This window comes from Actinomyces wuliandei, from assembly GCF_004010955.1.
In the GTDB taxonomy this organism is placed as follows: domain Bacteria; phylum Actinomycetota; class Actinomycetes; order Actinomycetales; family Actinomycetaceae; genus Actinomyces; species Actinomyces wuliandei.
Window position 1 is genome coordinate 1070643 of the sequence record NZ_CP025227.1, and the last position, 19338, is coordinate 1089980.

The 19338-nt window shown below is 69.3% G+C and carries 18 protein-coding genes; 8 read left to right on the forward strand and 10 right to left on the reverse strand.

Going from position 1 to position 19338, the window contains the following annotated elements; translation table 11 throughout:
* Positions 1 to 76 precede the first annotated feature (76 nt).
* The 5 genes from CWS50_RS04400 to CWS50_RS04420 form a co-directional block, all read right to left on the reverse strand.
* A complete protein-coding gene (locus CWS50_RS04400) occupies positions 77 to 1465 on the reverse strand; it encodes an MFS transporter (RefSeq protein WP_127841808.1) in 1389 nt (462 codons plus the stop codon).
* Positions 1466 to 1577: 112 nt separating this feature from the next.
* Positions 1578 to 2687 carry a sugar kinase gene (locus CWS50_RS04405; protein WP_180342323.1) on the reverse strand — a complete coding sequence of 370 codons (1110 nt, stop codon included), beginning with the start codon at positions 2685 to 2687 and terminating at the stop codon, positions 1578 to 1580.
* Between the two features lie 38 nt (positions 2688 to 2725).
* Complete coding sequence (locus CWS50_RS04410; RefSeq protein WP_206610469.1) at positions 2726 to 3688, reverse strand: L-ribulose-5-phosphate 3-epimerase; 963 nt, start codon at positions 3686 to 3688, stop codon at positions 2726 to 2728.
* A complete protein-coding gene (locus CWS50_RS04415; RefSeq protein ID WP_127841809.1) occupies positions 3685 to 4341 on the reverse strand; it encodes an orotidine 5'-phosphate decarboxylase / HUMPS family protein in 657 nt (218 codons plus the stop codon). The genes CWS50_RS04410 and CWS50_RS04415 overlap by 4 nt, the downstream gene beginning before the upstream one ends.
* Positions 4338 to 5348, reverse strand: coding sequence for a phosphotriesterase family protein (locus CWS50_RS04420; RefSeq protein ID WP_127841810.1), 1011 nt, complete (start codon positions 5346 to 5348; stop codon positions 4338 to 4340). The genes CWS50_RS04415 and CWS50_RS04420 overlap by 4 nt, the downstream gene beginning before the upstream one ends.
* Before the next feature lie 322 nt (positions 5349 to 5670).
* Here CWS50_RS04420 and CWS50_RS04425 point away from each other — a divergent pair, with 322 nt between their 5' ends.
* The 5 genes from CWS50_RS04425 to proB all read left to right on the forward strand — a co-directional run bounded on the left by CWS50_RS04425 (position 5671) and on the right by proB (position 10380).
* Complete coding sequence (locus tag CWS50_RS04425) at positions 5671 to 6612, forward strand: sugar-binding transcriptional regulator (RefSeq protein WP_127841811.1); 942 nt, start codon at positions 5671 to 5673, stop codon at positions 6610 to 6612.
* A 264-nt stretch (positions 6613 to 6876) separates the two neighbouring features.
* Positions 6877 to 7185, forward strand: a complete 309-nt coding sequence (gene rplU, locus CWS50_RS04430; RefSeq protein ID WP_127841812.1) for a 50S ribosomal protein L21 — start codon at positions 6877 to 6879, stop codon at positions 7183 to 7185.
* A 62-nt stretch (positions 7186 to 7247) separates the two neighbouring features.
* Positions 7248 to 7505 carry a 50S ribosomal protein L27 gene (rpmA, locus tag CWS50_RS04435; protein WP_119836055.1) on the forward strand — a complete coding sequence of 86 codons (258 nt, stop codon included), beginning with the start codon at positions 7248 to 7250 and terminating at the stop codon, positions 7503 to 7505.
* 131 nt (positions 7506 to 7636) lie between these two features.
* On the forward strand, positions 7637 to 9229 hold the full coding sequence (gene obgE / locus CWS50_RS04440) for a GTPase ObgE (RefSeq protein ID WP_127841813.1): 1593 nt from the start codon (positions 7637 to 7639) through the stop codon (positions 9227 to 9229).
* Positions 9226 to 10380 carry a glutamate 5-kinase gene (gene proB / locus CWS50_RS04445; RefSeq protein WP_479722557.1) on the forward strand — a complete coding sequence of 385 codons (1155 nt, stop codon included), beginning with the start codon at positions 9226 to 9228 and terminating at the stop codon, positions 10378 to 10380. The genes obgE and proB overlap by 4 nt, the downstream gene beginning before the upstream one ends.
* Before the next feature lie 62 nt (positions 10381 to 10442).
* Here proB and CWS50_RS04450 read toward each other — a convergent pair whose 3' ends face one another.
* From CWS50_RS04450 to CWS50_RS04460, 3 genes are read right to left on the reverse strand one after another with little or no spacing between them, the layout of a single operon-like run.
* Positions 10443 to 11612, reverse strand: a complete 1170-nt coding sequence (locus tag CWS50_RS04450; RefSeq protein WP_127841814.1) for a substrate-binding domain-containing protein — start codon at positions 11610 to 11612, stop codon at positions 10443 to 10445.
* 29 nt (positions 11613 to 11641) lie between these two features.
* Entirely contained in the window at positions 11642 to 12625 is a 984-nt protein-coding gene (locus tag CWS50_RS04455) for an ABC transporter permease (RefSeq protein ID WP_127841815.1), read from the reverse strand.
* Positions 12622 to 14151: a sugar ABC transporter ATP-binding protein gene (locus CWS50_RS04460; protein ID WP_127841816.1), complete on the reverse strand. Its 1530-nt coding sequence runs from the start codon at positions 14149 to 14151 to the stop codon at positions 12622 to 12624. The genes CWS50_RS04455 and CWS50_RS04460 overlap by 4 nt, the downstream gene beginning before the upstream one ends.
* A 248-nt stretch (positions 14152 to 14399) precedes the next feature.
* Here CWS50_RS04460 and CWS50_RS04465 point away from each other — a divergent pair, with 248 nt between their 5' ends.
* A complete protein-coding gene (locus CWS50_RS04465) occupies positions 14400 to 15467 on the forward strand; it encodes a LacI family DNA-binding transcriptional regulator (protein WP_206610470.1) in 1068 nt (355 codons plus the stop codon).
* 87 nt (positions 15468 to 15554) lie between these two features.
* Here CWS50_RS04465 and CWS50_RS04470 read toward each other — a convergent pair whose 3' ends face one another.
* Positions 15555 to 16472, reverse strand: coding sequence for an AAA family ATPase (locus CWS50_RS04470; RefSeq protein ID WP_279221965.1), 918 nt, complete (start codon positions 16470 to 16472; stop codon positions 15555 to 15557).
* The gene (locus CWS50_RS13780) at positions 16360 to 16719 is read right to left on the reverse strand and encodes an AAA family ATPase (RefSeq protein WP_257493081.1); all 360 of its coding nucleotides are present in this window, start codon (positions 16717 to 16719) and stop codon (positions 16360 to 16362) included. The genes CWS50_RS04470 and CWS50_RS13780 overlap by 113 nt, the downstream gene beginning before the upstream one ends.
* A 490-nt stretch (positions 16720 to 17209) precedes the next feature.
* Here CWS50_RS13780 and CWS50_RS04475 point away from each other — a divergent pair, with 490 nt between their 5' ends.
* Both CWS50_RS04475 and CWS50_RS04480 read left to right on the forward strand, forming a co-directional pair.
* Complete coding sequence (locus tag CWS50_RS04475; protein ID WP_127841817.1) at positions 17210 to 18514, forward strand: glutamate-5-semialdehyde dehydrogenase; 1305 nt, start codon at positions 17210 to 17212, stop codon at positions 18512 to 18514.
* Positions 18515 to 18546: 32 nt separating this feature from the next.
* Entirely contained in the window at positions 18547 to 19083 is a 537-nt protein-coding gene (locus tag CWS50_RS04480) for a hypothetical protein (protein ID WP_127841818.1), read from the forward strand.
* Positions 19084 to 19338 lie beyond the last annotated feature (255 nt).

A 19338-nucleotide genomic window follows, 5' to 3' on the forward strand; every position in this document is an offset into this window, starting at 1 on the left:
GGTGCGCTCCGTGTGCTCCTGCCCGGCCCGGCGGTAGTGGGTCTGGTGCGTGTGTGCCCCGGGTCTTCCTCCGGGCTCAGATGTCCTCCAGGGAGGTGCCCTTGGTCTCCCGGGCGAACATGTAGGTGATACCCCCGGCGAACAGCATGACCGCGAAGATGAGGAAGGGGACCATGACGACCTCGACCGTAGGCTCGTCGCTGCCCATGAGGGCTCCCATGAAGTAGGGGCCGACAACCTTGGCCACCGACCCAATGCCGTAGCCCAGGCCCAGGCCCGTTGAACGGGCCTGGGTGGGGAACTGCTCGCCCCCGAAGGCGTTGAGGATGCCGAAGGCGCCGTCCCCGAAGGTCATGATGATGAAGATGCCGACGAAGAAGACGTACCCGGCCGTGGTGGTCCCGCTGCTGTCAACCATCGTGGTGGACCAGGCGGCGATGAGCGCCCCGGTCCCGCCGATCAGGCCACAGCCCAGCATGGTGTAGCGCCGTCCGATACGGTCGGAGATCCACGCCGACCCCAGGCGCCCCAGGAGGTCACCCAGGGAGACCAGCATGAACAGCGTGGCCACGGCGGAGACGCTGAAGCCGAAGGACTGCCCCAGCAGGCTCTGCCCCCAGGACTGGACGGTGAAGGAGCCCAGGATAAAGGAGAAAGACCCCACGGCCACCACCAGGAGCTGGCGCGGGTACCTGGTGAAGATCGCCGAGTAGGAGGTCGAGGCGGCCTGCTTGATCTCCGGAAGCCCGGCCACGTGCTCCACGGGGATCTCCATGGCCCAGGCGTAGGCCTGCCGCGCCTCCTGCTCCCGGCCCCGCGACTGCAGGAACCGGGGGGACTCGGGGACGACCCGGGTCCAGGCGAGCAGCACGATGGGGACACAGCCCACCGCGATCAGGCCCCGCCAGCCCAGGGTGTCACCGAAGTACCTGGTGACCAGGCCTCCGAGGAAGATGCCGGCCGGGATGAAGACACTGGTCAGCCCCGCCAGCAGGCCCCGCTGCCTGGCCGGGACGAACTCCTGGACGTAGGGCACGGAGGTGATGTTGAGGCCGCCTACCCCGATGCCGACGCCAGTGCGCAGGACGGCCAGCAGCACCCAGCCGTTGACCGGGGTCAGGGCGGAGGCGGCGGTGAAGAGCACCAGGACGATGATGCAGGCGATGAAGGCGGTCCTGCGGCCCAGGCTGTCGGCCAGGCGGCCCCACATCACGGAGCCGATGACGGTGCCCAGGCCTGCGCCTGCCAGGATGACCCCGGAGTGGAAGCCTGTCAGGTTCCAGCCGGGGGACTCGATCAGCATGTTGACGATGAAGCCGATGAGGAACATGTCGAAGAACTCCGACACGTTGCCGACGATAGCCATACCGATGAGGGACCGCTGGTGCCTGGTGAGAGGGTGGTTGTCTATCTGCTCAGGGGCGGTACGCCCCCGGGGAGGGCTTGTGGAGACGAGAGTGCTCATCGTTGAACCAATCGTTGGTGGGTGCAGAAGGCGTGCCGGGCGCGTGGTCAGCGCCTGGCTGTGGGGCCGGGCGGGCGCCGCGTGGGCGGCGCGTGCAGAGAGGCTGCTGCCGTCAGCGCACGATGTCCCCGCTGAGGGTCAGGTCCAGCTCGCCGGGAGCCACGCGGGTCAGGTCGCCGTGGTGAGTCAGGGCCAGCGAGGCCGTGCGCAGGCCGGTTGCAATACCTCGGATGACGTCGTCGTCGAGCCACCCGTGGAGGGTCCCGGCCACGAAGGAGTCGCCGGCGCCGGGGCGGTCCACAATGGGAACCTGCTCGATCTCGAACACCTGGTCACCCTCAGCGGTAGACAGGTAAGTCCCGCGTGCGGCGTCGGTGGACACGACGACGGGCGGGCCCAGCATCTCGCGCACGGAGCGACAGACCTGCACCCCCTCGCTGTGGGTGAGGCCGAAGACCACCTGAGCGTCTGCCCGTGAGCAGAACAGGATGGAGGCGGACCGGGCGATGGGCTCCAGCACGGAACGGGCCTGGTCTCCGTCCCACAGCAGGGAGCGGAAGTTGATGTCGAGGGCGATGGCGATGCCTCGCTCCCGGGCGGCGTCGGCGAAGTAGCGCACCACCTCGGCCGTGCGCTGGGTCAGGGCGGCCGTGATGCCGGTCAGGAACACCACGCGGGTGTCCAGGAGGCTGTCCCACCTGAAGTCGGCTGGCTCGATATCGCGGAACGGGGTGTACAGGCGGTCGTAGGTGACCCTGCCCGGCAGCGGGTACTCGCCCGGTTCCAGGAAGTACTGGGCGACGCGTCCGTGCTGGGTCAGGACCACGTGGGACAGGTCCACGCCCACCGAGCGGTACTCGCTGAGGATCCTGTGGGTCAGCTCACCCTGCGGCAGCTTGGTGGCCCACGAGGTACGTCGCCCCAGCTGACTGAGCAGGCCGGCGACGTTGGCCTCCGATCCTGCTGCGCTCATCCTCAGGTGCCGGGCGGAGGCGAGACGGTCCCCGTGCTCGCACGTGAGCCGGATCTGGCCCTCGCCGATCGTGGTCAGGTCAAAGGCGGCCTGGGTGCCGTCACGAGATCCGTACCGTGCTGCCGTGGCTGCCGTGGCTGCCGTGGCTGCGGCCGCTGTGGCTGCGGCCGCTGTGGTCGTCGTGTCAGTGCTGGTGGTGGCTGCGGTGTCGGTCGTGGTGGTTGTGGTGGCGGTTGCGGTGTCTGTCATGGTTGCTTCCTGAGCGTGTCGAGGGGCTGTCGTGAGGGTCATGCGGCTGCCTCCCACCGGGGCGTACGCACCGAGATTCCTGCGCGGTCAAGCCGGTCCTCAATGAAGTGCCGGGCCGCCACGCAGCGCTCCAGGGAGTCCTTGGCGTCGTCGTTCCACATCTCGATCATCATGCGTCCGCTCCAGCGGGCGGCGGCCAGGGTGGCGAAGGCACCGTCGAAGTCGGTGACGCCCTGGCCCATGGGGACGCGCCGCGGCTGCCCAGGGCGGACGTCCTTGAGGTGCAGGGCGACAATGCGTGCCAGCCCGGAGGCCAGCTCGGTGGCGGCGTCGCCGCCGTGCTCCGCGATGTTGCCGATGTCGGCGTAGGCCTGGAGCCAGGGGGAGGGCAGCTCGTCGAGGACAGCGACGACGTCCTGGACGGCGGCGATGTCGTGGCCGTCGACGTTCTCGATCCCGAGGATGACACCCGCCTCCGCCGCGTGGGGCAGCACCTCGCCCAGCATCTCGACGTAGCGGCTGCGCGCCTGTGGGTTCCGGGGCTCGCCGTGGGCGAAGTACCCGGCTACCTGGAGCACCGGTGCCCCCAGGTCCACGCACAGGTCGATGCCCTGGTGGTAGATGCTGCGGGCCTGGTCCCGTACCGCAGGGTCGGCCGAGCCGGGGCCGAAGCGCCGGTGCGCGCTCAGGCACACACCGCCGATGCGCACCCCCGTGTCAGCGGCGGCCTGTGCCACCCGGCGACGCCGTGGGGAGGACCAGCCCAGGCGCGCCAGGCGCTCGTCGGACTCGTCCACGGAGAGGTCGGTGAAGCTGAACCCCGCCGTGCGTACCTGGGTGAACAGCTCGTCCCAGTCGGTGGTGCCGACCAGGGCCTTCTCGTAGATACCAAGAGTCACCTCACTGGCTGCACTGGCTGTGCTGGTTGGACGGGAGGTGCGGGTGCCAGCGGACGTCACCCCGCTGGCGGCCCCGGTGCTGCTGATGCTCCCGGTAGTCACCGGCCCCACACCCTCTCCATGGCCTCGCGCATCGCACGGGCAGCCTCCAGCGGGTCCTGTGCACCCACGATCGCCCGGCCCGCGATGACCACGCCGACCGGGTGCCCTGAGAAGACGTCGAGCCCGCGGGGCGTCACCCCGCCGGTGACCGTCACGGTGAAACCCGTCGCGGCCAGGTCGTCCACAGTCTCCAGGTCCCCCGGCCCCCAGGACAGGGGGCCGGCAGCCTCGGCGTCGCGGGAGCGGTGGACGATGACGTGCTCGACCCCGCGCTGGCGCCAGGCGACGGCCTGGTCGTGGTCGTAGTGCCCACCCAGCTCGACCTGGACCTCGCCGCCGTGGTCGGAGGCGACACTGACCACCTGCTCCACGGTGGTCAGGGAGGCACCCGCCACGCAGGACACCCAGTCGGCGCCGGCCTCGAAGCACTGGCGCGACAGGATCGAGCCCGCCTCGGCAATACGTGCGTCGGCGAGGATGGTGGCCTCCGGGTAGAGCGCGCGGATCTCGCGCACGCAGCGCAGCCCCTCGGCCAGCAGGAGCACGGTGCCCACCTCGATGACGTCGACCGCAGGCTGGCACCGTCCCAGGGCACGCAGCGCGGTGACCAGGTCGGTAGTGTCCAGGGCGACCTGGAGCCGGGGGAGAGTCATGACTGGTCACCCCTCACGTCCTTCCTCATCGTGAAGAAGCGCTGGCCGTTGCCCACCAGCAGGTCCTCGACGTAGGAGGGGTCGAAGCCCTCGTCCAGCATGCGGGGGCCGTCCACGGCGGGGTTGAAGTCCACCCCGGTCACGGAGCCGTAGGCCTTCTGGTAGGAGCGCTTGCCGGAGTCGGTGCCCAGGAGGATGCGCCTGCCGTAGCCCAGCTCGCCCAGCTCGCGCAGCTCCATGATCCGGTTGGCGTCGGGCTGGTACTTGATGCGGTAGGTCCCGTCGATCTCCAGCCACGCCCCGGTGTCCAGGATCTGGCGCAGGTAGTAGACGTCGGCGTTGCGCTGGATGTGGCCGATAGCGATCTGGTCAGCCGGGACGCCCATGCCGATGAGCTCGCGGGCCTGCTCCAGGCCGCAGGTGCCGAAGGTGGTGTGGGTGTTGATCGGGGCACCCGTCTCGATTGAGGCGAGCGCGGCCGCCCGCATGCACGTGCGCTCAAAGTTGGTGATCATGCCGTAGGAGGTGGCGACCTTGATGACTCCAGCCTTGTAGGGTGTGCGCTCCACGATCGGGCCGGAGTAGTCGTGGCGGTCGATGCCCTCGCGGATGTCGGCGATAAGCAGGTCGGCGATCTGGTCCACGCTGTAGCGGCTCACCCAGTGGCTGCGGGTCTCCAGGTAGACCTTCTCCCGGTGGAAGCCTGTGGAGGCGATGATGTGCAGGTCGGGTACGCGCCGACCCACCTCGGCCAGGCGCTCCAGGTCGCGGCCGGAGTTGGCCGGGCACATGTCGACGACAGTGCCGGCCTGGGCCCAGCGCCGTGACGCCGCCACGAAGTGGGCGGCCTCCTCTACCGCCTTGTCGACGTCGTCCAGCTGGTGGTCGGGGTCGATGTAGACCTCGCCTGCACCGTTGCGGATGAGGTGGTCGTGGGCGTTGACCACCCCCAGGGTGGCGGGGTCCACGTCTCCAGCAATGGTTCGTGCGAGCGCTGTGTGCGCCATGGAGGGCCTCCTTGCTACCTCTGTGCTGCTTCTTTGCCGCTGCGGCGGCCCGGGCGCGGTGCCGGGGTGCCGATACGGCCACCCTAGAAGGGCATCGGCCCGCAGGTGTGGGGGAAAGTGCACGTATGTGCGTCAGTGGTGGCGGGCTGGACGAGGGCGAGCCGGTGCCCGGTGGCTTGGTCCCGAAACCGTTTCTCACTTCCTCGTTTGGTCTCGCCGGGTCGTGGCTTGGTCTCGCCGAGGGCGCCGCCTGGTCTCGCCGGGGGCGGACGTGGCTCGTGACGGGGCGCGTCAGACTGTTGCCGTGGGATAACATGGGAATATGTGCGCGGCAGGTGTTGACCGGAACCGGATCCGGCTGCTCCTGGAGGTGTCGCGGATGTACTGGGAGGAGGGGGTGGACCAGGAGGAGGTGGCCAGGCGTACCGGCTACTCGCGCTCCACGGTCTCCCGGCTCCTGGCCCAGGCGCGCCGGACAGGGGTGGTGACGGTGCGGGTGTCCCACCCGGTCGAGCGGCTCACTGAGATCGAGGACCGGCTGGTGTCCGCCTACGGCCTGCGCGCCGTGCGGGTGACGGAGCAGGCAGGGGATCAGCTGGGCGCCCAGGCGGCAGAGCTGCTCCTGGAGCACTGCCGGCCTACCTCGGTCATCGCGGTCTCCAACGGCCGTGAGGTCGGGTCAGTGGTGCGATCGCTCCCCCAGCGCTCCTGGCCGCGCAGCCTGGTCGTGCAGATGCTGGGACTGGTCGGGCAGTCCAGCGGGCTGGAGGACGGACCCGACATCTGCCGGGACATGGCGATGCGGCTGGGCGGCAGCCACCAGGCGCTACCGGTCCCGCTCGTCTTCGACACCGTCCAGGCCGCGGACGCGATGCGCCGGGAGGAGCAGGTGGTCATCACCCTGGAGCTGGCGGCCCGCAGCGACGTGGCCCTGACCGGGGTAGGCGCTGTGGAGAGGGGGGCGGTCAGCCCGATCCTGCGCAGGTGGATGACCCCTGAGCTCCTTGAGCAGTGCGCGCGGGCGGGAGCGGTGGCCCACATCTGCGGGCACCACATCGACGCCCGCGGGGCGCACGTGCCTACCCCCCTGTGCCGACGTACCGTCTGCCTGGAGCCGGACCGGTTGCGGGAGGTGCCGCTGGTCATCGGGGTGGCGCATGGCTGGCACAAGGTGGAGGCGATTCGTGCGGTGCTGCGGGGAGGCTACCTCTCTGGCCTCGTCACCGACGAGGCCACCGCCGCAGCCGTCCTTGGCGACCGGTAGGGCGACGCCGGGAACCTGGCTGCGGAAGATAGGTGCGGGACGTGTCGCGGGGGCACCCCGCAGCCCACCGCCCGGGAGCGCCTCCGGCTTCGTGCCCAAGAACACAGGCTTGACGGTCCTGGCGAGGTTGGTCCTGGAAGACGGATCACCTAAAGTTGTTCGCCGGTGCATCGTGCACCATACCCGGGAGACCGGCCGTGACGGCTGCTACCAGTGCGGTCCGTGCCGGTGGGTGCCTCAAGACGCGACAGGAAGAGCAAACAAGTGGTCTACGCGATCGTCAAGGCTGGTGGCCGTCAGGAGAAGGTCTCCGTCGGCGACGTCGTGGTTGTTGACAGGCTCGCTGGCGAGGTGGGCGACCAGGTCACCCTCACCCCGCTGATGGTGGTGGATGGTGACAAGGTGACGACTGGCGCCGCTGACCTGGCCCACAGCTCTGTCACCGCTGAGATCCTCGGTGAGCAGAAGGGTCCCAAGATCAACATCCTCAAGTTCAAGAACAAGACCGGCTACCGCAGGCGCCAGGGCCACCGGGCCAAGTTGACGGCGGTCAAGGTCACGTCTATCGACTGACTCTCCTGTGGTGCCCTGCAAGGGGCGCCTGGACGCACACGATCGAGAGAGAGAATCCTGACATGGCACACAAGAAGGGTCTTGGCTCCTCCCGCAACGGCCGCGACTCCAACGCCCAGCGACTGGGCGTCAAGCGGTTCGGAGGCCAGGTCGTCAAGGCGGGGGAGATCCTCGTCCGCCAGCGTGGCACCCACTTCCACCCCGGTCGCAACGTGGGTCGCGGTAACGACGACACGCTGTTCGCCACCGCAGCTGGCAGTGTCGAGTTCGGTACCTTCCGGGGTCGCCGCGTCGTGAACGTCGTTCTTCCTGAGGCCTGAGCCGCGCGGTATATCGTCTTACGCGGGCACGGGGGCGAACGGTTCACACCGTTTGCCCCCGTGCTGTCTGGGCAGACCCGTACGGGTACCTGCCACCTGTCCGCCGCACCTGTCGCCTCTGGGGAGGTTCCATGCCCAGCTTCATCGACCGAGTGGTTCTTCACGTAGCCGGCGGGGACGGTGGTCACGGCTGTACCTCGGTGCACCGTGAGAAGTTCAAGCCCCTGGCCGGCCCCGATGGCGGTGACGGAGGGCACGGAGGCGACGTCGTCATCACCACGGACCCCTCGGTGTCAACCCTGCTGGCCTACCACCGCCGACCCCACCGACGTGCCTCCAGCGGGACCCCGGGGATGGGGGACTGGCGTCGGGGGGTTGACGGGCAGGACCTGGTCCTGCCCGTCCCGGAGGGCACGGTCGTCAAGGATGTCAACGGGGAGGTCCTGGCGGACCTGGTGGGCCACCCGGCCTCGGTGGTGGTCGCCCGTGGGGGGACAGGCGGGCGTGGCAACTTCTCCCTGGCCTCGAAGAGGAGGAAGGCCCCCGGCTTCCACCTCCTGGGTGAGCCGGGCCAGGCCCGCGACGTGGTCCTGGAGCTCAAGACCGTCGCCGACGTGGCGCTGGTGGGCTACCCGAGCGCGGGCAAGTCCTCCCTCGTCGCCGCGATGAGCGCTGCCCGCCCCAAGATTGCCGACTACCCCTTTACCACCCTGGTGCCCAACCTCGGGGTGGTCGAGGCGGGCTCCACCCGCTACACGGTCGCAGACGTCCCGGGCCTCATCCCCGGGGCCTCCCAGGGCAGGGGCCTGGGCCTGGACTTCCTGCGCCACATCGAGCGCTGCGCCGTCATCGTCCACGTCCTGGACTGCGCCACCCTGGAGCCGGGTCGTGACCCGCTCAGCGACATGGACACGATCGAGGCCGAGCTGGCGGCCTACGCGGACCGGCTGGGCAGCCAGGAGTCGGACCCGTCCCTGACGGGGCTCCCGCCGCTGCCGCAGCGTCCCCGTGTCGTCGTCCTCAACAAGGTCGATGTTCCTGAGGCCGAAGAGCTGGCTGACTTCGTCCGTAGCGACGTCGAGGCCCGGGGGGTGCCGGTCTTCGAGGTCTCAGCCGTCGTGCGCCGCGGACTGAGGCCCCTGTCCTTCGCCTTGGCGGACCTGGTGGAGCAGGCGCGCGGCCAGGCTCCCTCCCGGAGGGCGGGCAGGGTGGGCCATGACGGCCAGCCTGCCCAGCGTCCGGTCATCCGGCCCGCCGGGGTCGGCAGGCGGGGCCGGGAGCCAGTGGCGGTGGTCTCCGCCCTCCACCACCCATCGGAGGGGCAGGTCTACCAGGTGCGGGGGGACAAGCCAGAGAGGTGGGTCCTCCAGACCGACTTCACTAACGACGAGGCGGTGGGCTACCTGGCTGACCGCCTGGCGGCCGCCGGCGTCGAGGACGAGCTGGTCAGGGCGGGGGCGCACGCCGGTGACACGGTCCTTATCGGTGACGTGGAGCGAGGTGTGCTCTTCACCTGGGAGCCGGCCCTGACCACAGGACCCGAGCTGCTGGGCGCACGCGGCACCGATGCGCGCCTTCAGGAGGGGCACCGGCGTACCAACGCGGAGCGTCGCCGTCAGTACCACGAGATGATGGACGCCAAGGAGGCAGCCCGTGCCGAGCTGCGCCAGGAGGCGGCTGAGGGACTGTGGACGGATGCCTCGGTCTGGGAGGAGACGCAGTGAGCCGTGGGGTTCCGGTGCCGGGGCGACGGCCTGCCGCGCTGCCCCCCGGGGCACGGATCGTCCTCAAGGTCGGCTCCTCCTCCCTGACGCGGGCCGACGGCGGGCTGGACCTCAACCGCATCGACATCATCGCCGGGCTGATCGCCAGGCTGCGCGGCCGTGGGCACGACGTCGTCCTGGTGTCCTCCGGCGCGGTTGCCGCAGGCCTTGTCCCCCTGGGGCTGGAGAGGCGGCCCGGCGAGCTGCGCCTGCTCCAGGCGGCGGCATCGGTGGGGCAGGGCAACCTCGTGGCGCGGTGGCAGACCGCCATGAGCGCCTACGGGGTGGTGACCGCCCAGGTGCTGCTGACCGCCCAGGACGTCGCGGTACGCAGCCACTACCGCACCGTGCGGGCGACGTTTGACGCGCTGCTGTCCCTGGGGGCCGTACCTGTGGTCAACGAGAACGACGCCGTGGCCACCACGGAGTTCAGCCTCGGCGACAACGACCACCTGGCCGCGCTGGTGGCCCACCTGGTCAGCGCGGACGTGCTGGTCCTGCTCACCGACGTGGACGGCTTGTGGACGGCGCCTCCGGGTTCTCCTGGCGCGGTCCCGGTGCGCTACGTGGGCTCTGCCGCCGACCTGGTGGGCCTCAACGTGTCCGGTCGGGGCTCGACCGTGGGCACAGGGGGCATGGTGACCAAGGTCCAGGCGGCGACGATTTCCTGCGCCTCGGGGACAGCGGTCCTCATCGCCGGTGCTGATGACGCCCCCCTCTTCCTGGGAGGGCAGGGCATCCCTGCGGACGTGGGCACCTGGTTCGCCCCCACCGGCCCGCGACGCCCCAGCCGCCGCCTGTGGATGGCCCACGCCTCCCAGCCGGAGGGGCGGCTCCTCATCGACGACGGCGCGGCGCGGGCCATCACCTCCGGCAAGAAGTCCCTCCTGCTGCCGGGGGTCACCGGGGTTGACGGGGAGTTCGAGTCTGGAGCCGTGGTGGAGGTGGTCGGGCCTGAGCGCACGCTTGCCCGGGGGATCTGCCGCTACACCTCCGCCGAGCTGGCGGAGGTCCTCTGTGCCCGGGCGCAGGGTGTGCCCGCACCTGATCACGTGGCCCCGGTGGTCCACCGCGACGACCTGGCCGAGCTGCCGCGCACGGCGGGGGAGTGAGCCCTTTCTCCCCACCTCTGCCGCCCCTCAGCCCTGGGGCGGTGAGGCGCTGGGGCTCAGTCTCAGTCATAGAGCAGCTCTGAGATCTGCGCGTCGTCGATGTTCGAGGCGTTGTACCAGTGGGAGCCGGTGTCCACGTCCTCGACTGTCTCGCCGTTGGCCGCCCGGACCGCCAAGGTGACGGCCTGGTAGCCCATCTGGTAGGGGTCCTGGGTGACTGACCCCAGGAAGGCCCCGGAGCTGACAGCGTCCTTCTGGGACCTCCCCGCGTCGAAGCCCACGACGAGCAGGTCCTTGTAGGTGCCGCTGGAGCGGTCGAGGGAGGTGGCGTCGCCGGTCGCTGAGATGACGCCGTTGACCGCGTCCTGGTTGGCGGCGAACAGGGCGACGAGCCCGGTGGTGGACAGGACGGAGGTCGCGGCGGACTGGATGTCCGCCTGGCTGGTGGTCGGCGGGACCGTGACCACGATCCTCACCCTGGCGGGGTCGGGGGACGCCTGGGTCCACCGCTGCTGGCCGGAGACGTCCACCGCCCCGGCCAGGCCGTCCAGCTCCTCCAGCTCGGCGACAAGCGTGTCCACGAAGCCGTCCACCCGTTGGACGATCGACCCCGAGGTCGAGTCCTGGGCGAGGACGCCGATGACGGCGGGCGAGTCTGCGGTCGCGGAGGTCACTGCGGAGACCAGGCTCTTGTCCTGGGCCAGGTTGGTGGCCACGTTGCCGCCCGCCACGGTGTTGTCAGTGGTGGCTGTGGCCAGGACTGCCCCGGAGGCGTCGTCGGGGACGCCGGAGTCAAAGCCGATGACCGGTATGTCCCGGCTCCTGGCGCTGACCAGGGCGTCCTGGACAGCGTCGGGCTGGCAGGCCGCCAAGGCGATAGCGGCAGGTCCCTGGTTGACAGCGGCCGAGAGCTGCTCGACCTGCTGGGAGACGTTGGACTCTGCGTCGGGGCCGTTGGTCTCCAGCTGTACGTTGAGCTCGTCCGCAGCGTCCTGGGCTCCCCTGAAGGCAGCCTGGTAGAACTGGTTCTGGTAGCTCTTGGCGATGATGATGACCTTCGTCGCCCCGTTCGAGCCGGATCCTTGGGAGCAGGCGGACAGCGTCAGGGCGCCGGCGGCTGCCAGGGTGGCTGCCAGCACGGTCCGGCGTGCGGGCGCAGGAGCCGCGTCTGGCACGGGACCAGTGGGTGTCGTGCGGGTCGCGAGGGTGGTGGGGGTTGCGGCGGGGTTCATGATGGTCCTTTCACGGTTGCGGAGGCGGGTCAGGAGCGTCGGGCGCGTCTGCTGCGCACGACGTCGAGCAGGACAGCGAGCACCACCACGACGCCGATGAGCACCTGCTGCCACTGCACCGGCAGCCCCATGGACAGCAGGCCGGTTTTGAGGACGCTGATGACGAAGACGCCGATGATCGTGCCCCACAGGGAGCCGACTCCTCCGGCCAGGGAGGTGCCGCCGATCACGCAGGCGGCGATGGCGTACATCTCCTGGCCGTTGCCGGTCTGTGGGGTGATGGAGGAGAAGGTCGCCGCGTAGATGACTCCGGCCAGGCCGCAGAAGAACCCGTTGAAGACGTAGACCCAGAACTTCCACCGTGGCACGATGACACCGGAGAGCTCGGCAGCCTCCTCGTTGGACCCGATGGCGTAGGTGTAGCGGCCCAGCTTGGTGCGGGTGAGGACGAACCAGGCCATGGCGAAGAAGGCGGCCAGCCACAGGACGCCGACCGGGAGGTCGCCTGTCCTGTACAGGACCGTCTTGAACCAGCCGTCCTCGGAGGACAGGCTCGGGTAGGTCTGGGTCTGGACCTGGGCGATGACGGCGCACAGGCCCAGCGAGGCAAACTGCATCCCCAGGGTGGCGATGAACGGGGGCAGGCGCAGGAAGCCGACAAGGACACCGTTGGCGACGCCGAAGGCGACGCCGGTGGCCAGGACGACCAGGAGCGAGACCAGGATCGGCAGCCCCCACACGTTGTACGCCACTCCTCCTACCAGCGCGGCGCCCACCATCACTGTCCCCGAGGACAGGTCAATGCCCGCAGTGATAATGACAAAGGTCATGCCGATGGCCAGGAAGCCGATGTAGTAGGAGGAGTCGAGGATCGAGACCAGGGTGCTGGGTGACAGGAAGTGGTTGCCGAAGACGGCGAAGAACGCGTAGAGGACGGCGAGGGCCACCAGTGCCATGACCTGCTGCATCGGCAGGGTCCTGGAGGCTCCTCGGGTGGTGGTGCCGGTGGTCATGCTGGGTGTCCTTCCTTCTGCCCGGCTGTCTGCCTGGTCGCCAGCTCCATGACTGAGACGGGGGTCGCCTCGGATATGTCGAGCTCTCCGGTCTTGTGTCCTTCGCGCATGACGACGACGCGGTCAGACAGGTGGAGGATCTCGTCGAGGTCGGAGGAGACCAGGAGAATGGACTTGCCCTCCTCGACGAGGTCGCGCATCAGCTGGTAGATCTCAGCGCGGGCTCCGATGTCGATGCCGCGGGTCGGCTCGTCGAAGATGAGGATCTCGACGTCGCGCAGGACCCACTTGGCCAGCACCACCTTCTGCTGGTTGCCGCCTGAGAGGTTGCGGACCAGCTGCCGGTGCGAGGGTGTCTTGATCCGTAGCGTGTCGATGTACCTGCGTGCGCAGGCCTGGACGGCCCGCTCGTGGAGGAGGGGGCCGGTGCACAGAGCGTCGTAGGAGGCCAGGGCGATGTTGTGTGCGACAGACAGGCGGGTCGCGAGGCCGTAGCGCTTGCGGTCCTCGGAGAGGTAGGCAATGCCGGCCCTGATGGCGTCCCTGGGGTGCCGGAAGGACACGTCGTGGTCGTGTACCCGTATGCTGCCGGAGGATGCCCGGTCGGCACCGGCCACGATGCGCATGGTCTCGGTACGTCCGGCGCCGACCAGGCCCGCGAAGCCGAGTATCTCGCCGGCGTGCAGGGTGAAGGAGACGCCGTGGACGGCCTGCGAGGTGAGGTTCCTGGCCTCGAGGACGACCGCCGCGTCCTGGGCCAGCGTGGAGCGCTCCTTGGGGGCGTTGACCACCTGGCGCCCGACCATGAGCTCGATGATCTCCTCCTGGGAGGAGCCGGAGGCCGGAAGCGTCCCGACATTGGCGCCGTCGCGCAGCACGGTGACGCGGTCGGCAACCGTCATGACTTCGTGCATGCGGTGGGAGATGTAGATGACTGACACCCCCTGCTCGCGCAGTCGGCCGATGCGCTGGAGAAGGTCGGTGCTCTCACTGCGCGTCAGGGCGGCGGTCGGCTCGTCGAGGATGAGGACCTTCGTCGTCGGGAAGGACAGGGCGCGCGCGATCTCGACGAGCTGGGCCTTGGAGACCGTCAGGTCGCGCAGGAGGGTGGAAGGTGAGACTCCGATGTCGTACTCCTCAATGAGGGACTGCGCCCTGCGGTTGAGGTGACGGTCTGACACCAGTAGCGAGGAGGACTCCCGCCCGATGAAGATGTTCTGGGCCACGGTGAGGTCAGGCATCATGTTGAGCTCCTGGTGGACGATCGAGATCCCGGCGTGCTGCGCGTCCCGGACGGAGCGGAAGCGGGCGGGTGCGCCGTCGTAGTCGTAGCGTCCCTCGAAGTCGGGGTGGATCCCGGTGAGAACCTTGACGAGGGTGGACTTGCCCGCACCGTTCTCGCCGACCAGGGCGTGGACCTCACCAGGAAGAAGGTCGAAGGTGATCCCACTCAGGGCCTGGACCCCTGGGAACGACTTGGAGACGCCACGGAGTCGGAGGCGGGGATGGGGCGCTTGAGGTGGCATGCGTGCTCCGTTGCTTGGCTGTGCCCGGAGGCACCGGACGGTGGGGACCGGGACCGGGCGGGTGGACAGGGTGGGTGACAGCCGACGGCCCGTCCGAGGAGGGCTGACGCCGGTGAGAAGAGGTGTGCGGGCTGCGTGGTGACAGGACGGGGTGTGTTGGATCAGCGCCCCGTCTGGTTGACAACGATGTCAACCAGGTAGCCACTACACTATGCCAACTGTCGTGAGCGGTCAAGTAGGCTGGGGGAGTGAGTGAGGACTCTGTGCTGCTGCGGTCGGCGGCCGCAGCAGGTGGGCATCGGAGCCGTCCCACCATGAAACAGGTTGCCAGGCTGGCGGGAGTTGGCGTCAAGACCGTCTCCCGGGTGGTCAACGGGGAGCCGAACGTGGCCGAGGACACCGCGCGCCGGGTGTGGGACGCAGTGCAGGAGCTCGACTACCACGTGGACGTCCGGGCCGGCAGCCTCCGTCGCCCGGGCGGGGCGACAAGGACCATAGCCCTGCTTGTGGCCAGCGTGGACAACCCGTTCGCGGGCGAGCTCCACCGCGGCGTGGAGGACGTCGCCCGCGAGCGCGACGTGGCTGTCCTGGCCTCCAGCCTCGACGAGGAGCCCCAGCGCGAGGTCGCCGCCGTCGAGGACTCGATCCGACGGCATGTGGACGGGATCATCGTCAATACCACGACTGTGGACGGAGCCGCCCTGGAGCGCGTGCTGCACCTGGGGGTGCCCATCGTGTTCGTGGACAGGGCGCCCCAGACAGTCACGGCGGACTGCGTCACCAGTGACACCGTTGCCGCTGCTGAGCGCGCCACCCGGCACCTTCTGGACCAGGGGCACCGCCGGATCGTGCTGCTGACGGAGCGGCTCAACGTCGCTACCGCTCTTGAACGGCGTCAGGGGTTCCTTGAGGCGTTCCGAGGGACACGCACTGAGGAGTCCGGGGCGCTGGTCGTGTCAGGGCTAGTTGGTGCCGAGGCGGCTGACCGGGCGCTCACGGACACCATGACCTCGCCGGACCCGCCTACGGCAGTGTTCAGCGGGCAGAACCTCCTCACAGAGGGTGCGCTGCACGCCCTTGGGCGCCTCGGGCTGCGTGGGGCCGTGGCGCACATCGGCTTTGACGACCTTCCCCTGGCCGACATGCTGGAGCCCGCCCTGACGGTGGTGCGTCAGGACCCCAGGACCATGGGTGGCCTTGCCGCTCGGCGCCTGTTCTCCCGGCTGGACGGGGACCGTGGTGCACCAGAGCGCCTTCTTGTGCCTACCGAGCTGGTCTGCCGAGGCAGCGGGGAGATCCCGCCTCCTGGTACCTGAGGGTCGTGGCCTCGGTGATGTGTCGGGGTCTCAGCCTCCTTGGACCTGCAGGAGGTGGTTGCGTATCTCGGGCAGGCGGTGGATCTGTCACGAGCGCCTGCCCCGTGCCGCCTGCAGCAGGCTGTCAAGATCCTGCGGCTCGGTCAGGCCACTGACGATGTCGGACAGGGGCAGCCCCAGGCTGATGTCGTCCACTGCCTCGGGAAGCGAGGAGAGGAGGTCTGCCCGTGTCCCGTCGTCGGTCACCCTGAGCACGAGGACTTCCTCGGGGAGGACGCCTTCGTCGTCAAGTATCTCGGGGGCGTGGGTGGACAGGACTACTTGAAGGTCGCTGGAGCGCTGCGCTGAGGCCAGCACGGAGGGGAGCAGGCGGACGATGGCGGAGTTAAGGGAGGGCTCAGGCTCCTCCAGGAGAAGGGTCCCAGCGCCGGCGGGCGCCTTGATGACGGTCCACAGCAGGCCGATGAGCCGCAGGGTGCCGTCGGAGAACTCGGTCTCGTACTGGGCTGACGGCGTGGAGCGCCAGTTGCGGTAGCCGGCCCGCAGGTGGGGCCTGCCGGCTGAATCCACCTCGATCGCCAGGGACTCAAACTCTGGGACGGCGGCCTGGAGCGCGCTCTGCATCCGCCGCATCCAGGCGTCGCGGGTCCGTGGGGGCGTCGCGTTCATCTGGGCGATGAAGTCACCGCCGAAGGGGTCGTTGCTAGTCAGGCCGCTCCTGGAGGGGTCGCGGATGACCTGGGGGACCAGGTGGAAGTACTGGACCTTGCCAAAGTGATCCGCGACGCTCCTGAAGCTCTGGTTGGCCCCGATCTGCTCCAGGTGGGTCTGGGTCAGCCGCTCCGGGTCGGCCTGGTCCTCGGGGGCGGGGCGGTGGAGCAGCAGGGTACCGTCACGCTCGACGCGCTCCTCGTCCACGACCGGACGGTTGAGGCCCCCCGACTCCCCCTTGATGGACAGCCGGTAGCGCCAGGTGGTACCACCCTCCTCCAGGTGGACGTCCACAATGAGCCGACCTCTGTGGGTAGCTGCGCGCGAACAGGCTGCGGACCCGACTGAGCCCGCCGCGCGAGCTGATTGCGCTGGTCAGGCCGCCTCCGGGTCTGGCGATGTCACCGAGGAAGCGGAACAGGTCCAGCAGGTTCGACTTTCCCGCCGCGTTGGGGCCGACGACAAACAGCCGCCGGTCAAGCCGAAGGTCGAGGGACTTGAAGTTCCTCCAGTTGCTGGCGGATACCTGGGTGATCCTCATGTGTACCTCCGTCCTGCCTCAGACCGGTCTGCTGGCTGCGGTGCTGTGTCCCGCGTCAATGTTACTGGCTGTGCTGCGCGTGGCTGCAGGAGGTGGCACCGCGTTGACTGCACGGGTGGGGCTGCACATCTTCAACGGGTCGGCAGAAGACAGGACGCTGGAATGGTGCGGGTTCGTGGCCAGGACACCTGGATCAGGGGGCTGAAGATGTGCAACGGAGTTGCTACTGCACATCTTTGGGTATGGACTGGATGCCTGGAAGATGGTTCCCCGCGCCAAGTCGCTGCTTCCTCCTCCCAGACCTGTCTGAAGATGTGCAGCAGGAGGGGCGAGGGGCTAGGACTGCTCCCCAGCTTGGCCTGGGCAGGGGGACGCGGTTGGGTGCACGTTGCGGGACCTGAGCGGTGGGACGTGGCGCCCAGGTGGATGTCCCGGACACAGGTGTCGAAGAAAGTTCCGTAGGCCCCTGGGTCCCTCGTATGGTAGTTACATGAGTAACGATTTCGTTCCGCAGGCCGCCGGGCTGGTTCAGGTGGCCGCTCGCGCTGCCCGGGAGGCGCAGCGTGTGCTTGCTGCCGCGCCACGGGGGGTCAAGGACGCCGCCCTGGAGGCCATGGCCACGGGTCTGCTGACTGACAGCGCGACGATCCTGGAGGCCAACACCCGTGACACCGAGCGGGAGCGGGCTGCGGGCATGAGCCCGGGGCTCCTGGACCGCCTGACGCTGGACGAGCCCCGCCTGGCAGGGATCGCCGGATCGCTGCGTGACGTCGCCGCGCTGCCGGACCCAGTCGGGGAGGTCGTGGATGGGTCAGTCATGCCCAACGGGCTGCGGGTACGTCGAGTGCGGGTGCCCATGGGCGTGGTCGGCATGATCTATGAGGCCCGGCCCAACGTGACTGTGGATGTAGCCGCCCTTGCGGTCAAGTCCGGTAACGCCGTCCTCCTGCGGGGAGGAAGCGCTGCCCAGGAGTCCAACGCCGCGATCGTTGCCAGCCTGCGACGGGCGCTTGAGTCCCAGGGCCTGCCTGCCGACCTGGTGGCCAGTGTCGATGCTGCCGGGCGGGAGGGAGCGCGCGCCCTCATGCATGCCCGTGGTCTGGTCGACGTGCTGGTGCCCAGGGGCGGGGCGGGGCTCATCCGCACCGTCGTGGAGGAGTCCACGGTGCCGGTCATCGAGACCGGCTCGGGCAACTGCCACGTCTACGTGGATGCCTCCGCCGACCTGGAGGCGGCGGTGGAGATCATCGTCAACGCCAAGACGCAGCGTGTGGGCGTGTGCAACGCTGCCGAGACCCTCCTGGTCCACGCCACGGTCGCCGACACCTACCTGCCCCGGGCGGCGGCAGCCCTGTGGGAGGTCGGGACCACCCTGCACGTCGACCCTGCGGCCCACCGCCTCCTGGCCGGGCCTGCTGGTGCCTCTGGCCACGGGCACCTGCTGGTGGAGGCCACTGAGGAGGACTGGGGCACTGAGTACGGCTCCCTAGACCTGGCGGTCGCGGTGGTGGAGGACCTGGACCGTGCCATCAAGCACATCCGTACCTATACCACGGGACACACTGAGGCTGTCGTGGCCCAGGACGTTGCCGTCATCAACGCCTTTGTCGCCGGGATGGACTCCGCAGCTGTCATGGTCAACGCCTCCACCCGCTTCACTGACGGCGGCCAGCTGGGGCTGGGGGCCGAGCTGGGTATTTCCACCCAGAAGCTGCACGCGCGTGGGCCGATGGGGCTGGCCGAGCTGACCACGACGACGTGGATCGTCGAGGGAGACGGCCACGTCCGCGTCTGACCCCTGTCTCCTGTACCTGAGGAGGACACCGTATGCGTACCATGATCGCCATGACGAGCCGGGGCACCCGGGTCGCTGCCGCTATCGTCGCCGTGACCGGGATGCTCCTGACCTGGATGGTCTGGCTGGCGCTCAACGGTCCGGCTGCCTCGACCAGCGAGCCCGGGCTTGTCCTGACCGCGACCCCGACGCCGCTGGCCACTGGCAGCCCGACTGCCTCGCCGTCTCCTTCCCCGACGCCGACTTCTCAGGCCGAGGGCACACACACCAGTCCCCAGCCGGTGGAGCCCGCGCAGCCGGTGGAGGTTGACCCGGGCCAGGACGCTGGCGGCGGCCAGGCGGGCTCGGGTAGTCAGGGTGGTGCGGGTGGCCAGGCAGGTACTGGAGGCCAGGCGGGCTCGGGCGGCCAGGGTGGTGCGGGTGGTGCCCAGAACGGATCGGGCTCCCAGCAGCAGGCCCCAGGTGGGGGTGTCAGCGACGGCGGGGACACTGACAGTGACAACGACGTGGACAGTGAGGGAGACAGTGACAGCGATGACGACGGGGAAGGTGACAGTGATGACGACTGACGGCGGCAGACGGGGACGAGTCCTGAGGCGTCCCTGCGGTGGCGTAGCCAGGAAGCGAAGTGCCGGCCTGACCCTGTGCGGTGTGCCTCGTGGCGGGTGCGGGAAGCGCCCGCCGATCTGGCCCCGTTTCCTCCTGCTCCCGGTCCTGTCCTGTGTGCCCGCTGCTGACAGTGGTGTCGGTGCCCTCCCCGGAGGCTCCAGACGTTTCTCGCGGTGCTCCGGGGTGCAGGACTATAGGTAGGTTCACTGATGCGG